Annotated in this window: 14 protein-coding genes and 2 tRNA genes; 11 read left to right on the plus strand and 5 right to left on the minus strand. The window is 53.0% G+C overall.

All coding sequences use genetic code 11. The annotated features are described in order from the left end of the window. Window positions 1–31 precede the first annotated feature (31 nt). The gene (gene gloA / locus ID864_RS17875; RefSeq protein WP_048916160.1) at window positions 32–439 is read left to right on the plus strand and encodes a lactoylglutathione lyase; all 408 of its coding nucleotides are present in this window, start codon (window positions 32–34) and stop codon (window positions 437–439) included. A gap of 104 nt (window positions 440–543) precedes the next feature. After that, window positions 544–1,203 (plus strand): ribonuclease T, encoded by a 660-nt coding sequence (gene rnt / locus ID864_RS17880; protein ID WP_048916158.1) that lies wholly within the window; start codon window positions 544–546, stop codon window positions 1,201–1,203. An 80-nt stretch (window positions 1,204–1,283) separates the two neighbouring features. On the opposite strand, the gene ID864_RS17885 is transcribed toward rnt, so the two are convergent. Further along, window positions 1,284–1,622 (minus strand): Grx4 family monothiol glutaredoxin, encoded by a 339-nt coding sequence (locus ID864_RS17885; protein ID WP_048916159.1) that lies wholly within the window; start codon window positions 1,620–1,622, stop codon window positions 1,284–1,286. Window positions 1,623–1,992: 370 nt separating this feature from the next. Between ID864_RS17885 and ID864_RS17890 the strand changes: the two genes are divergently transcribed. Further along, entirely contained in the window at window positions 1,993–2,841 is an 849-nt protein-coding gene (locus ID864_RS17890) for a C40 family peptidase (RefSeq protein WP_048916161.1), read from the plus strand. Window positions 2,842–2,883: 42 nt separating this feature from the next. On the opposite strand, the gene cydH is transcribed toward ID864_RS17890, so the two are convergent. After that, on the minus strand, window positions 2,884–2,973 hold the full coding sequence (gene cydH, locus ID864_RS17895) for a cytochrome bd-I oxidase subunit CydH (protein WP_099754901.1): 90 nt from the start codon (window positions 2,971–2,973) through the stop codon (window positions 2,884–2,886). A 295-nt stretch (window positions 2,974–3,268) separates the two neighbouring features. On the opposite strand from cydH, the gene purR reads away from it, so the two are divergent. Beyond that, complete coding sequence (gene purR / locus ID864_RS17900) at window positions 3,269–4,294, plus strand: HTH-type transcriptional repressor PurR (protein ID WP_048916162.1); 1,026 nt, start codon at window positions 3,269–3,271, stop codon at window positions 4,292–4,294. A gap of 24 nt (window positions 4,295–4,318) precedes the next feature. Here purR and punR read toward each other — a convergent pair whose 3' ends face one another. Continuing rightward, complete coding sequence (gene punR, locus ID864_RS17905; RefSeq protein WP_048916163.1) at window positions 4,319–5,236, minus strand: DNA-binding transcriptional activator PunR; 918 nt, start codon at window positions 5,234–5,236, stop codon at window positions 4,319–4,321. Window positions 5,237–5,349: 113 nt separating this feature from the next. Here punR and punC point away from each other — a divergent pair, with 113 nt between their 5' ends. Both punC and cfa read left to right on the plus strand, forming a co-directional pair. Next, entirely contained in the window at window positions 5,350–6,543 is a 1,194-nt protein-coding gene (gene punC / locus ID864_RS17910) for a purine nucleoside transporter PunC (RefSeq protein ID WP_048916164.1), read from the plus strand. 331 nt (window positions 6,544–6,874) lie between these two features. After that, on the plus strand, window positions 6,875–8,023 hold the full coding sequence (gene cfa / locus ID864_RS17915; protein WP_099754898.1) for a cyclopropane fatty acyl phospholipid synthase: 1,149 nt from the start codon (window positions 6,875–6,877) through the stop codon (window positions 8,021–8,023). 41 nt (window positions 8,024–8,064) lie between these two features. Here the strand turns inward: cfa and ID864_RS17920 are convergent, their stop codons facing one another. Next, the gene (locus tag ID864_RS17920; RefSeq protein WP_048916166.1) at window positions 8,065–8,721 is read right to left on the minus strand and encodes a riboflavin synthase; all 657 of its coding nucleotides are present in this window, start codon (window positions 8,719–8,721) and stop codon (window positions 8,065–8,067) included. A 233-nt stretch (window positions 8,722–8,954) separates the two neighbouring features. Between ID864_RS17920 and mdtK the strand changes: the two genes are divergently transcribed. The 5 genes from mdtK (at window position 8,955) to ID864_RS17945 (ending at window position 13,060) form a co-directional block, all read left to right on the plus strand. Next, window positions 8,955–10,328, plus strand: coding sequence for an MdtK family multidrug efflux MATE transporter (gene mdtK, locus ID864_RS17925; RefSeq protein WP_048916167.1), 1,374 nt, complete (start codon window positions 8,955–8,957; stop codon window positions 10,326–10,328). A 148-nt stretch (window positions 10,329–10,476) separates the two neighbouring features. After that, a tRNA-Val gene (locus ID864_RS17930) sits at window positions 10,477–10,553 on the plus strand. An 83-nt stretch (window positions 10,554–10,636) separates the two neighbouring features. Next, window positions 10,637–10,713: transfer RNA gene (locus ID864_RS17935), tRNA-Val, on the plus strand. 392 nt (window positions 10,714–11,105) lie between these two features. Next, on the plus strand, window positions 11,106–12,518 hold the full coding sequence (gene pykF / locus ID864_RS17940; RefSeq protein WP_048916168.1) for a pyruvate kinase PykF: 1,413 nt from the start codon (window positions 11,106–11,108) through the stop codon (window positions 12,516–12,518). Window positions 12,519–12,823: 305 nt separating this feature from the next. Further along, complete coding sequence (locus ID864_RS17945) at window positions 12,824–13,060, plus strand: major outer membrane lipoprotein (RefSeq protein ID WP_016169824.1); 237 nt, start codon at window positions 12,824–12,826, stop codon at window positions 13,058–13,060. A 119-nt stretch (window positions 13,061–13,179) separates the two neighbouring features. On the opposite strand, the gene ID864_RS17950 is transcribed toward ID864_RS17945, so the two are convergent. Further along, a complete protein-coding gene (locus ID864_RS17950; RefSeq protein ID WP_048916169.1) occupies window positions 13,180–14,202 on the minus strand; it encodes a L,D-transpeptidase family protein in 1,023 nt (340 codons plus the stop codon). Window positions 14,203–14,248: the final 46 nt, after the last annotated feature.

A 14,248-nucleotide genomic window follows, 5' to 3' on the forward strand; every position in this document is an offset into this window, starting at 1 on the left:
TCCACCGATGGCGCCGATACATGAGGATGTTATGCGTTTACTTCACACCATGCTGCGCGTTGGCGATCTGCAACGCTCCGTTGATTTTTACACTAAGGTGCTGGGCATGAAGCTGCTGCGCACCAGTGAAAACACCGAATATAAGTACACCCTCGCGTTTGTCGGCTATACCGAAGAGAGTGAAGGTGCCGTTATCGAGCTGACCTATAACTGGGGCGTAGATAAGTATGACCTCGGCAATGCTTATGGTCATATCGCACTGGGCGTAGACGATTGTGCCGCCACCTGCGACCGCATTCGTAATGATGGTGGCAATGTCACCCGTGAAGCCGGCCCGGTAAAAGGCGGCAGTACCATTATTGCTTTTGTTGAAGATCCGGACGGTTATAAAATCGAACTGATCGAAAACAAACATGCTGGTCACGGTCTGGGCAATTAATTGTTTAGGGTGCCTTTTTGGCACCCTCTCCCTTCCTGTTTGCTGCATCCTGCAGTGAAATTTGCCATAATGTGCGCTGCCTTTTTTCCGCCTATGAGATGCCGATGTCTGAATCGAATGAACTGAACACCCTGAGCAGCCGTTTTCGCGGTTTTTATCCAGTGGTGATTGACGTTGAAACCGCCGGTTTTGATGCCAAAACTAACGCTTTACTGGAAATCGCTGCGGTCACGCTTAAGATGGACGACAATGGCTGGCTGGAAAAAGATGAGACGCTGCACTTCCATGTCGAACCCTTTGTCGGCTCAGTTCTGCAACCCGAAGCGCTGGCGTTCAACGGCATCGACCCGAACAACCCTTTGCGCGGCGCAGTGAGCGAGTACGAAGCGCTGCATGCGATTTTCAAACTGGTGCGTAAAGGCGTGAAGGATCAGGGCTGTAACCGGGCGATCATGGTGGCACACAACGCAACTTTCGACCTGAACTTTATGAACGCCGCCGCCGAGCGCGCCAGCCTGAAGCGCAACCCTTTCCATCCGTTTGTCACCTTTGATACGGCGGCATTGAGTGGTCTGGTGCTGGGGCAAACCGTTCTGGCTAAAGCCTGCACCACTGCCGGCATCGCTTTTGATAATACCCAGGCACACTCCGCACTGTATGACACGCTGCAGACCGCGGATCTGTTCTGTGAACTGGTTAATCGCTGGAAACGTCTGGGCGGCTGGCCGTTGCCCGCCAGCGCCGATGATCAACAGCAGGCTTAAACGCGCTGATTGAAAGATAAAAAAAACCGGAGCCATTTGGCTCCGGTTTTTATTTTGGGTGCACTCTCAAGCTTTAACGCTTATTCAGACGCTTCGCTCGGATATTTTGCCGCAGTTTCTTTAATCAGACTCTGCAGTTCGCCGCGCTGGTACATTTCAATGATGATATCGCAGCCGCCGACCAGCTCACCGTCAACCCACAGCTGTGGGAAGGTCGGCCAGTTGGCATACTTCGGCATTTCAGCACGGATGTCCGGGTTCAGCAGAATATCAACATAGGCGAAACGCTCGCCGCAAGCTGAAAGCGCCTGAACAGCCTGCGCGGAGAAGCCGCAGCTTGGCAGTTTCGGGGAGCCTTTCATATACAGCAGGATCGGGTTTTCTGCGATCTGGCGCTGAATTTTTTCAACAGTACTCATAAATGCCTTCCTCAATACGATACTTCGTGTTTAGTTATTGTAGCGATTCTGTCCAGGCGATGAAAATGACATTTTCAGCAACAGCGTCAGCTTGTGCGCTGTCGTGGAACAGGTGATGGTGACAAAATAACATTTTCTTATCATCAATTCTCCCTCTGTCATGCGCGAAAGTGCAGTAACCGCTGACTTAACCACCTGATTGTGCTCAATTTCAAAGCGTTTACTTGATCTGTATTATTGAAACAAAAAAGACCTTACCTTTTGTTAAGAAGTTAGATTAGAATCGGGTCAACCTTCTGCTTTAGCGCAGAAATCACTTTTTCTGGCTGTGTTGCAGTGTTTTGCAGCGCACAAACTGTTAATGAGAACAATGCGTTCACTCATCACACTCATTCTGCTGGCCTTTGCTCAGCTATTTTTTAACCTGGCGCACGCATCGCCACATGCTCCTATTAATGCAAATCAACATAAAGTTGATAGCAGCGCTGCCAGTAAGGATGACCGGCGTAAACGCCGCCCGGTCAAAGCCGCCTCAACCAAAAAAGTCAAAGAACCCCTCAGCAAAAAAAGTAAACAACCAGCCAAAACCACGCGTACAACCGTTGCGCAGAAACTTAAGCTGAAAAAGAAACCTGCTGCTGAGCCGGTAAATAAGATTAACGTCGCAAAAAACAAAACCACGGCTAAAAAGCTGGCTAAGAACGAAGGCAAAAAACGCTACGGTCGCCAGCGCGCAGATAAAAAACTCGAATCGCGCGTAGCAGAGAGTACCAATGCGCCGCTCAAGCTGAGCAAAGCTCACCGCGCGCGCTATCAGAAAGCTCGTGAGACAGCGATGAATAAACTGATGGGTCAGCTAGGGAAACCCTACCAGTGGGGCGGAACCTCGCCAAAAACCGGCTTCGACTGCAGTGGGCTGGTTTGGTATGCCTATAAAGATTTAGTGAAATTCAAGATCCCACGTACCGCGAATGAGATGTATCACCTGCGTGACGCGGCCTCGATCAAACGCGATGAGTTGGAAAAAGGCGATTTGGTATTTTTCCGCATTAATGGTCGCGGCACTGCCGACCATGTGGGCGTCTATCTGGGCGGTGGGAAATTTATCCAGTCACCACGCACCGGCAAAGATATCCAGGTGAGCGCGCTGACGGAAGACTACTGGCAGGAGCACTACATTGGTGCCCGGCGCATGATGACACCGAAAACCATTCGTTAAACGCTAAAGAGAACGGGAGGAGCGACCTCCTCCCGGTGAAACTTAGTGCATTACTGCCGTGATGCTAAACGCAATAATCATCAGCAGTGAACCCACAACCGTCAGCAGTGTCATTTTCATATCGGTATTCATTTCCCCCCCCTTAATAACCCTGTTTAAAGTAAGCCAATAGATTTTCCCACAGTAGCCCGTAAAAATCTCGTTTTCTTTGCGCAGCCTTGCTAGAATTCCTCTTTTCCGTTGCGCAACAAGCACGGAAGTGATTTTACTCAGCACCGCATGTCACTCTACGGACGATTTAACCCCATCCTGACCCTTTGAGACAGCATCCATCATTATTCTGGGCGGCCAGAAATGGCGGTGTTTAGGCAAACGTTTAACCAATTAGTTATCAGAGTGTTACGATAACGCCAGGAGTACGAGTTTAATGGCAACAATTAAGGATGTGGCAAAGCGCGCCGGTGTTTCCACCACCACCGTTTCCCATGTAATCAATAAAACGCGCTTTGTAGCTGAAGAGACGCGTGAAGCGGTATGGACGGCAATCAAAGAATTGCACTATTCTCCCAGCGCCGTTGCACGTAGTCTGAAGGTTAACCACACCAAAACTATTGGCCTGCTGGCAACGTCCAGCGAAGCCCCCTATTTTGCCGAGATTATCGAAGCCATTGAAAACCGTTGCTTTGCTAAAGGTTATACGCTGATCCTCGGCAATGCGCACAACGACATCCAGAAGCAGCAGGCTTATCTGTCGATGATGGCGCAAAAGCGCGTTGATGGCCTGTTGGTGATGTGCTCAGAATACCCCGATGAGCTGATTTCCATGCTGGAAGACAATCGTAATATCCCCATGGTGGTGATGGACTGGGGTGAATCGCGCGGCGACTTCACTGATACCGTACTGGATAACGCTTTCGAAGGTGGCTACCTTGCCGGGCGCTATTTGATTGAACGTGGGCATCGTGATATTGGCGCGATCCCGGGGCAGTTGGAGCGCAACACCGGCGGCGGCCGCCATGCTGGCTTTATCAAGGCTCTTAACGAAGCCGGCATCAGCCTGCGCGATGAGTGGCTGGTGCAGGGTGACTTCGAACCGGAATCCGGCTACCGCGCCATGCAGCAGATTTTGTCACAGAAGCAGCGCCCGACGGCGATCTTCTGCGGTGGCGATATCATGGCAATGGGGGCTATCTGTGCCGCTGATGAGATGGGCCTGCGTGTGCCACAGGATATTTCGGTGATCGGTTATGACAACGTGCGCAACGCGCGCTACTTCACGCCGGCGCTTACCACCGTCCACCAGCCAAAAGAGCGTCTGGGTGAAACTGCCTTTGATATGCTGCTCGACAGAATTACCAGCAAGCGTGAAGAGCCTCAGACCATTGAGGTGCACCCTTCGCTGATTGAGCGCCGTTCAGTGGCCGATGGCCCATTCCGCGATTATCGTCGTTAATCCTCAGGGTGATGTTGCGCAACGTCACCCTGGTACGGTTTCACTTAGCCACTCGGCGTTAAGCGTTTCGGTACTGCCCAGATGTTCCAGCAGCCAGCTTAACGCCGGGGAGACGCTCTGCTCTGACCAACTCAGGCAGCACGGGCTATCGGGAAAAGGGGCGGCAAGCGGCAGCTCGCACAACACCCCCTGCTCCAGCCACGGCTGAGCAAAGTGCCCTGGTACCATACCCACGCATAATCCGGCGCGCAGGCAGTCAAACGCGCTATCCCAGTCCGGCACCACCAGCCGCCGCTGGTTATTCAGCGTCCAGGTGGTGCGCTTTGGCAAGGCTCTGGAGGTATCCTCCAGCACCAGCGATGGCCACTCGCGTATCAACTCTTCATTTAACGGGCTGCTGTGGCCAAGCAGCGGATGCCCGGCCAGCACGACACAGCGCCAGTTCAAACTTCCCATATCGCGAAAAGCAAAACGCCCGCCGACAGGAATAGCCTGCGTCGCGCCAATCGCCACGTCGACGCGCCCGTCCGCCAGCGCATCCCAAACGCCGTTGAAAACCTCTGGCGTAATATGCAGCTCCATATCCGGGAAGTGGCGGTAAAAATCCACCACCAGCTGCCGGGTACGCGCCGGACGGACAATACGATCGACCGCGATATTAATCTGCCCACGCCAGCCGTTAGCCACCTGTTGACAGCGCCGACGCGTGGCGAGCATTTTTTTGATGACAACTCTGCCCTCTTCGCTGAATACGCGCCCGGCTTCGGTCAGCACCACGTCGCGGTGCCGCCGCTCAAACAGGCTAACGGCTAGCCACTCCTCCATCTGACGTACGGTATAGCTGACGGCAGAGGGCACGCGATGCAGTTCTGCCGCAGCAGCGGTAAAACTGCCGGTTCTGGCAACCGCATCAATAACTTCCAGAGAATGTTCAGACCACATAGCTTTGCCTTCAATTTTTTTCAACGCGACTGACGAATATTAGCGTTTCACAAGCCAGTCGGCACTCTATTACACTGCGTCGGTGAAAAATTTGTCTGATAAGAGTTAAAACAATGCGATCCAAAGGCTTTATGATTTACCTGGCACTGCTCAGCATGCTGGGTTTCCTTGCTACCGATATGTACCTGCCCGCATTTGGCGTGATGCAGCAAGACCTGGGCAGTGAAGCGGGTGCCATCAGCGCCAGCTTGAGTATATTTCTCGCCGGTTTCGCCTGCGCACAGCTTATCTGGGGGCCACTCTCCGACCGCATTGGCCGTAAACCCGTGCTGCTGATGGGCCTGAGCCTGTTTGCCATTGGCTGCGCGGCAATGCTGTGGGTGAACTCTGCCCCATGGCTGCTGGCGATGCGCTTTGTTCAGGCCGTTGGCGTCTGTGCTGCGGCGGTAAGCTGGCAGGCACTGGTGGTAGACCGCTACAGTGGAGCGCGTGCCAATCGCGTTTTTGCCACTATCATGCCGCTGGTTGCTCTTTCGCCCGCGCTGGCGCCGCTGCTGGGGGCGTGGCTACTGCAGCACTTTTCCTGGCGATCGATCTTCGTCGCGCTGCTGGTGATTAGCATCGGTTTGATCATCCCCACCCTGCGCCTGCCTGCACGCCCGGTAACCGACCATCGCGCACCTAAAACCGTCACTCCGGGCTTCTTCACTCTGCTGAAGTCACCCATTTACAGCGGCAATGTGGCAATTTATGCCGCCTGTTCAGCGAGTTTTTTTGCGTGGCTGACCGGCTCACCGTTTATTCTGGGAAAATTAGGCCTGTCACCCGCGGATATCGGTCTGAGCTACGTGCCGCAAACTGCCGCCTTCCTGATCGGTGGGTTTAGCTGTCGTTCACTGCTGAATCACTTTGCCGGCCGTCAGCTGTTGCCCTGGCTGCTGGCGTTTTACAGCCTGAGTATTGCCGGGCTTTATCTGGTTGCTCAGCAGGCCGAACCTTCTCTGTTTGCGCTGCTGCTGCCGTTCTGCGGCATGGCGATGGCTAACGGTGCGATTTATCCGATTGTTGTCTCTAATGCCCTGCTGCCCTTCCCGCAGGCAACCGGCAAAGCAGCAGCATTACAGAATATGTTGCAGCTGGGTTTGTGCTTCCTGGCTAGCCTGGCGGTATCGACCTGGATTGAGACGGCACTCCACACCACCGCGTTAGTGATGTTGCTGACTATTTTACTGGCAATTTTCGGCTATATTTTACAACGCTCCGCTGATAAAAAACGCCAGTGGGAAAATGCCTCCCAACAGGGCTAAGTGGTAGCAAATCATTTAGTTAGCACCCTAACAATAATGAATTGAATATTGCCTCACGTGAGCATATACTCCGTGAGGCACCATAAAATAATAAGTTAACAACATTTTAAGCGGGGAACGCCTACGGCGCTTTCCTGGTATTGAGATCCTGACAAGGCTGTCATGATGTTCTTCCGCGTGACATTCGTTACGGCCTCTACAGGTTTCAAATCAATCCTCTTTTTTACGTCGGATATCAGGCCACGGTTTTTGCCGTGCGTTTTCTCACAGATCTGTAGAAATTGACTATTCTATTTCTCAGGTTTCAATCACACAGGGTGATGGAGAAGCTATGAGTTCATCGTGTATAGAAGAAGTGAGCCTGGGGGACAACCAGTGGTATCGAATCGTCCAGGAAATGTTAAGCAAAGCAGACATTCAAATTAACGGTTCCCATCCCTGGGACATCCAGGTCCTCAACCCTGAGTTCTTCAAGCGCGTGATGCAGGAAGGATCGCTGGGGCTGGGCGAAAGCTACATGGATGGCTGGTGGGAATGTGAAAGGCTGGATATCTTTTTCCAGCGCGTTTTGAAGGCTCACCTCGATCAACAACTTCCTCATCATTTTCGCGATACTTTGCGTGTCGCCGCCGCACGTCTGACCAATCTGCAATCGCGTAAGCGGGCATGGATAGTGGGTAAAGAGCATTATGATTTGGGGAACGATCTGTTCACCCGCATGCTGGACCCCTTCATGCAATACTCCTGCGGTTACTGGAAAGAAGCGGAAACGCTGGAACAGGCACAGCAGGCTAAGCTGCAGATGATTTGCGAAAAGCTCCAGCTCGAACCGGGTATGTCGCTGCTGGACATCGGCTGTGGCTGGGGAGGCCTGGCTGAATACGCCGCGCGCAACTTTGGGGTAAAGGTGTTCGGCGTGACGATTTCAGCCGAACAGCAGAAGCTGGCTCAACAGCGCTGTGAGGGGCTGGACGTCACTATTTTGCTGCAGGATTATCGCGATCTGAACCAACAGTTTGACCGCATTGTTTCGGTAGGGATGTTTGAACACGTTGGCCCCAAAAATTACGCCACCTATTTTGAAGTCGTGGATCGTAATTTAAAACCTGACGGTCTGTTCCTGCTGCATACCATCGGTGCAAATCGCACCAACGACAATGTCGATGCCTGGATCAATAAATATATCTTCCCCAACGGGTGCCTGCCGTCGGTGCTGCATATTGCACAAGCCAGCGAGCCTCACTTCGTTATGGAAGACTGGCATAATATCGGGGCGGATTACGATCTTACGCTGATGGCGTGGTATCAGCGATTTCTCGCAGCATGGCCGGAACTGGCGGAAAAATACGGTGAGCGCTTTAAACGGATGTTTACCTACTACCTTAACTGCTGTGCCGGGGCGTTTCGCGCCAGGGATATTCAGCTTTGGCAGGTGGTATTTACTCACGGAGCGGAAGGCGGATTACGCGTAGCGCGCTAAAAGTGTCTAAGGGCGACAATCAGTCGCCCTTTATAATGGCTTTAAATCTCTTCCTGCTGTTCAGCTACTGCCGCAGCCAGCAGCGCGGCCTCGCGCTGCGCCAGAACACGTTCTACGGTTTCAACAATCGCCTGCGTATGGGGGTCGATCTCAATATTGACCTTATGGCCCAGACGCTTATTGCCCAGCGTGGTGCGCGCCAGCGTTTCCGGGATCAAATGCACACAGAATTTGGTGCGCGTGACTTCGCCCACGGTCAGACTAATACCGTCGATGCCAATAAATCCTTTATGCAGAATGTATTTCATCTGGCTGGCATCCTGCGGTTTAAACCAGATTTCACGATTGTTCTCTGAGGTGAGAATTTTACTGATTTCAGCCGTCGTCATGATATGACCCGACATCAGGTGGCCGCCGATTTCATCGCTGAATTTCGCCGCGCGTTCAACGTTCACCGTATCACCCACCTGCAGATCGCCGAGGTTAGTGATGCGCAGGGTTTCTTTGACCAGATCAAAGCTGACACGATCGCCATCAACGTCGGTCACCGTCAGGCAGCAGCCGTTATGGGAAACCGATGCACCCAGCTCCAGCCCTGGCAACAATGCCTCCGGCATTTTAATCACATGGGTACGAAAATTGGGTTTCTCTTCAATTGCCAGCACCTCTGCGGTGCCCTGCACAATACCGGTAAACATAACTGTTGCCTCAATCAATGTGTTTTCTCTGCGCTTAGTTTGCCCTGGCATCGTAGCAAAGCCAAATAAACTCCCGCACAATTGCGTGACACAAAGAGCTATTTTTTATGCATAAGATTGGCTATTTCTACTATCAACATTAAACTGGACCACCTGCTCTACTGACATTGCAAAAATGTGTCGACTTTTTCATCAGCAGTGGCTCCCCTCCCGATAATATATAAGGTGTATGCGTGCAGAAGTACCTCTCAGAGGCGCGTCAGTTATTGGCCCTGGCTATTCCGGTGATCCTTGCGCAAGTTGCGCAAACCGCCATGGGCTTCGTTGATACAGTAATGGCCGGTGCCGTCAGCGCCACGGATATGGCCGCCGTTGCCGTGGGAACCTCAATCTGGTTACCCTCTATTCTCTTTGGTCACGGCCTGTTGCTGTCGCTAACGCCGGTTATCGCACAGCTGAATGGCTCTGGCCGCCGCGATCGTATTGGCCATCAGGTGCGCCAGGGTTACTGGCTGGCCGGGATGGTCTCGGTGCTGATCATGCTGGTGCTGTATAACGCCGGTTATCTGATTGGCGCGATGCACAACGTTGATCCGCTGCTCGCCGAAAAGGCGATTGGTTACCTGCATGCTTTATTGTGGGGCGCCCCTGGCTACCTGTTTTTCCAGGTCGCGCGTAATCAGTGTGAAGGTCTGTCTAAAACCAAGCCGGGTATGGTGATGGGCTTCCTCGGCCTGCTGGTGAACATTCCGGTTAACTACATCTTTATCTATGGTCATTTCGGCATGCCCGCCCTGGGCGGCGTCGGCTGCGGCGTTGCCACGGCTTCCGTTTACTGGGTGATGTTTATTGCCATGAAGGCGTGGGTGAACCGCGCTAAGTCAATGCGCGATATTCGCAAGCCAGTCAGCCATACCGGTCCCGACTGGAAAGTGATACGCCGCCTGGCTGGCCTCGGCCTGCCCGTGGCGCTGGCGCTGTTCTTTGAGGTCACCCTGTTCGCCGTGGTCGCCCTGCTGGTCTCGCCGATGGGGATTGTTAAAGTCGCCGGGCACCAGATCGCGCTGAACTTCAGTTCCCTGATGTTTGTACTGCCGCTGTCGCTGGCGGCAGCCACCACCATCCGTATTGGTTTCAAACTGGGTCAGGGCTCTGTCGAGCAGGCGCGCGTGGCAGCCTGGACCGGCCAGGCGGTGGGTATTGGCATGGCCTGCCTGACCGCGCTGTTTACCGTCACCTTCCGCGAACAGATCGCCCTGCTGTATACCGATAACCCGGAGGTGGTTACGCTGGCTGCGCAGCTGATGTTCCTCGCTGCGGTGTATCAGTTCTCGGACTCTATTCAAGTGATCGGTAGCGGTATTCTGCGCGGGTATAAAGATACGCGCGCTATCTTCTTTATCACGTTTACCGCCTATTGGATCCTCGGCCTGCCGAGTGGTTACATTCTGGCGATGACCGACCTGGTGGTGCCCGCGATGGGTCCTGCCGGATTCTGGACCGGCTTTATTATCGGTCTGACCTCATCGGCGGTGCTGATGATTTGGCGCATCTTGCGTATGCAGAGTCAACCTGCTGAGCGCATTCTGCGACGCGCAGCGCGCTAATTTTTAGGCATATTTCGCGCCTGAATGATTAAAATTGCTGCGCTTCGCACAGATGCGCAGCAATCAGCAGGAAAAAACCTTTTTTCTCCTTGCCAGGCGTGCGCAGTGCCGTTAATATTCGTCCCCGCTGTCACCCAGACAGCACAGTGCGTCTGTAGCTCAGTTGGTTAGAGCACCACCTTGACATGGTGGGGGTCGATGGTTCGAGTCCATTCAGACGCACCACTATCTTTTGTTTAAGCAGGACACTGTCTTTGCAAAAGATTTTCGTCAGCACAATGCAGTGATGGCGTAAAAGATAAATAAAAGCGTTCTTAGCTCAGTTGGTTAGAGCACCACCTTGACATGGTGGGGGTCGGAGGTTCGAGTCCTCTAGAACGCACCAATTTCTCCTCCCCTCTGTAGTACACCCGCTAAACAACTACCAAATTCCTGACCAGTGACCGTTTGCGCAACGAAATTGATGCGTATCATCCTGTCAGCGGATTTAACGCTTTTTAATTGGTTTTCGCACACTTAGCGACTATAATACGGAACGTTGTTTCACTTGAATGGTTTCAGCGTATGGTTGCCCCTCATTTTATAACAAGTACCTGTTGCGCAACGTCCTGCTGCGCCTGCGCCGAAACCGCGTCTCAACTTACCCTGCACGCTTTAATTCTGTCACCTATCCTTACTCAGTATTGCCGTTCGCCTGAAGCGCCAAATTTCTCTTCCGGTGGAGACACCGCCGGGATCCCTCTTTATCATCCATCACAACTTAATAGATAAATCGTCATGAAAAAGACTAAGATCGTTTGTACTATCGGTCCAAAAACCGAATCTGAAGAGATGCTGACTAACCTGCTTGATGCCGGCATGAACGTGATGCGTCTGAACTTTTCCCACGGGAATTATGAAGAGCATGGTCAGCGCATTACCAACCTGCGTAATGTTATGAGCAAAAGCGGTCATCAGGCCGCTATTCTGTTAGACACCAAGGGCCCTGAAATCCGCACCATGAAACTGGAAGGCGGCAATGACGCTTCCCTGAAAGCGGGCCAGACCTTCACCTTCACCACCGACCAGTCTGTTATTGGTAACACCAATACCGTTGCAGTAACCTATCCGGGCTTTGCTGCCGACCTGAAAATCGGTAACACCGTGCTGGTGGACGATGGTCTGATCGGTATGGAAGTGACAGAAGTCACCGAAAGCACCGTCGTGTGTAAAGTGCTGAACAATGGCGACCTGGGCGAAAATAAAGGCGTTAACCTGCCGGGCGTTTCAATTCAGCTGCCAGCGCTGGCTGAAAAAGATAAGCGTGACCTGATCTTCGGCTGCGAGCAGGGTGTCGACTTCGTCGCTGCCTCCTTTATCCGTAAGCGTTCAGACGTAATCGAAATCCGTGAGCACCTGAAAGCCCACGGCGGCGAGCACATTCAGATCATCTCCAAAATCGAAAACCAGGAAGGCCTGAACAACTTCGACGAGATCCTTGATGCTTCTGACGGCATCATGGTGGCCCGCGGTGACCTCGGCGTTGAGATCCCGGTTGAAGAAGTGATCTTCGCGCAGAAGATGATGATCAAAAAATGTAATCGTGCTCGTAAAGTGGTGATCACCGCGACCCAGATGCTCGATTCGATGATCAAAAACCCACGCCCTACCCGCGCTGAAGCGGGCGACGTGGCGAACGCCATTCTCGACGGCACTGACGCCGTAATGCTGTCTGGTGAGAGCGCCAAAGGGAAATACCCGCTGGAGTCCGTCACTATCATGGCGACCATCTGTGAGCGTACTGACCGCGTGATGAAGAGCCGTATCGACTCTCAGCACGACAACCGCAAAATGCGTATCACTGAAGCGGTTTGCCGTGGTGCCGTTGAAACCGCAGAGAAACTCGAGTCACCGCTGATTGTCGTGGCGACAGAGGGCGGCAAGTCAGCGAAATCCATTCGTAAATACTTCCCGAATGCGACTATCCTGGCGCTGACGACTAACCCTCAGACTGCCCGTCAGCTGCTGCTGAGCAAAGGCATTGTCACTTCTGTGGTGAACGAAATTGCTTCAACAGACGATTTCTACCGCCTCGGGAAAGAAGCCGCTATCGCCAGCGGCTATGCGCTGAAAGGCGAAGTGGTGGTCATGGTTTCTGGTGCCCTGGTGCCAAGCGGAACCACTAACACTGCGTCCGTGCACGTTCTGTAATATAAATTTACGACTTGCATTAAAAAAGCGCCCTGAGTGGCGCTTTTTTTACAACTTGCGTAGGCTAATTTCACAAAGTCTCCAATCGAAATTAACGATTTAATCACCGCTAAATCTAAGAGCAGTCCGATTAAAATTGCCTGTTTTCGCGGCGTTTTTTGCCAAAACGCCAAAAGAAGATGCTTCTTTGAGCGAACGATCAAATTTAAGCACGTTCTCATCAAAAAATTATTCTCATTAGAAAATACTTTGTGTAATACTTGTAACGCTACATGGAGATTAACTTAATCTAGAGGGTATTAATAATGAATCGTACTAAACTGGTACTGGGCGCGGTAATCCTGGGTTCAACTCTGCTGGCTGGTTGCTCAAGCAACGCTAAAATCGACCAGCTGTCTACCGACGTTCAGACTCTGAACGCTAAAGTTGACCAGCTGAGCAACGACGTGAACGCAATCCGTTCTGACGTTCAGGCTGCTAAAGATGACGCAGCACGCGCTAACCAGCGTCTGGACAACCAGGCTCACTCTTACCGTAAGTAAGAGTTCTGGTTTAAAAATGGCGCACTTAGTGCGCCATTTTTTTTGCCTGCGTTTCGGGGCCTTCCACGGCTTGCTTCCAGCCCCTGCTGCTAAACGCAATCTCAGCCACGCTAAGCGATTTATTCCCCGACCTGAGACACAGTCGCAGGTGCACTGGAGGACGTAGCAGAAGGCGTCTGCTGCGCTACAGCAGGCACAGTATCCTCCGTTCCGGCTTTCTCCCCTTTGTTGACCAGCACCGGCATACCTGAGCGGCGCGTCATGGCAGTTTTGATCATCGCCCTGTCAGCGTCAGCATTCTGCATGAACTTCTTCGCCGCTGCGGTCAGCGTAATCGGCATGGTTTGCGGATCGTCTTTTTCACTGTGCGACAGCGGTTGATGCACCTCCAGATAGCGTTTGCCGTCCGGTTCCACCGCATATTTCACCGGCTGGTTGATAATCTGCACGCGCGTACCTTTCGGGACGCTATTAAACAGCGCCTCAATATCATCTGGCCGCAGGCGGATGCAGCCGGAGCTGACGCGCATCCCGATGCCAAAATCAGCGTTGGTGCCGTGGATCAGGTAGTGCTGCTGGCCGTAGGCCAGACGCAGCGCATACAGCCCCATTGGATTATCCGGCCCGGCAGGCACGGTCACCGGCAGGCTCTTGCCTTCGGCCGCGTAGCGCTTACGGATGTTTGGCGTGGGTGTCCAGGTCGGATTGGGGATTTTCTGGCTGATGCTGGTGACCATCGCCGGCGTGTTCGCCCCCAGCTGGCCGATACCGATCGGATAGACGATCACGCGGTTTTCATCTTTCGGGTAATAGTAGAGGCGCAGTTCCGCAACGTTCACCACAATGCCTTCACGCTTAGTGTCCGGCAGCAGCATCTGGGTAGGGATGGTCAGTTCGCTGCCCGCTTTGGGTAGCCACGGGTCGGTACCCGGGTTGGCTTCCAGCATGCCGAGCAGCCCGATTTTATATTTCGCCGCCACGGCTTCCAGCGGCTGGCCGTCGTTGGGGACGACGTAAGTGGTGTTCTCACCAATCAGGCGGCTGTCGGCAGGGGGTAAAGGGTATTCAGTTGCGCTGGCGTTGTGCGCCCCGGCAAGGAAGGTGAGCGTAAAAGCTGCAGCAAAGCGAGACAGAGGTTTCATGCGCGTTTCCCGGTTATAGGTAGAGAGAGCACCCCGTTCGTGGGGT

Source organism: Erwinia aphidicola, from assembly GCF_014773485.1.
Taxonomy (GTDB): Bacteria; Pseudomonadota; Gammaproteobacteria; order Enterobacterales; family Enterobacteriaceae; genus Erwinia; species Erwinia aphidicola.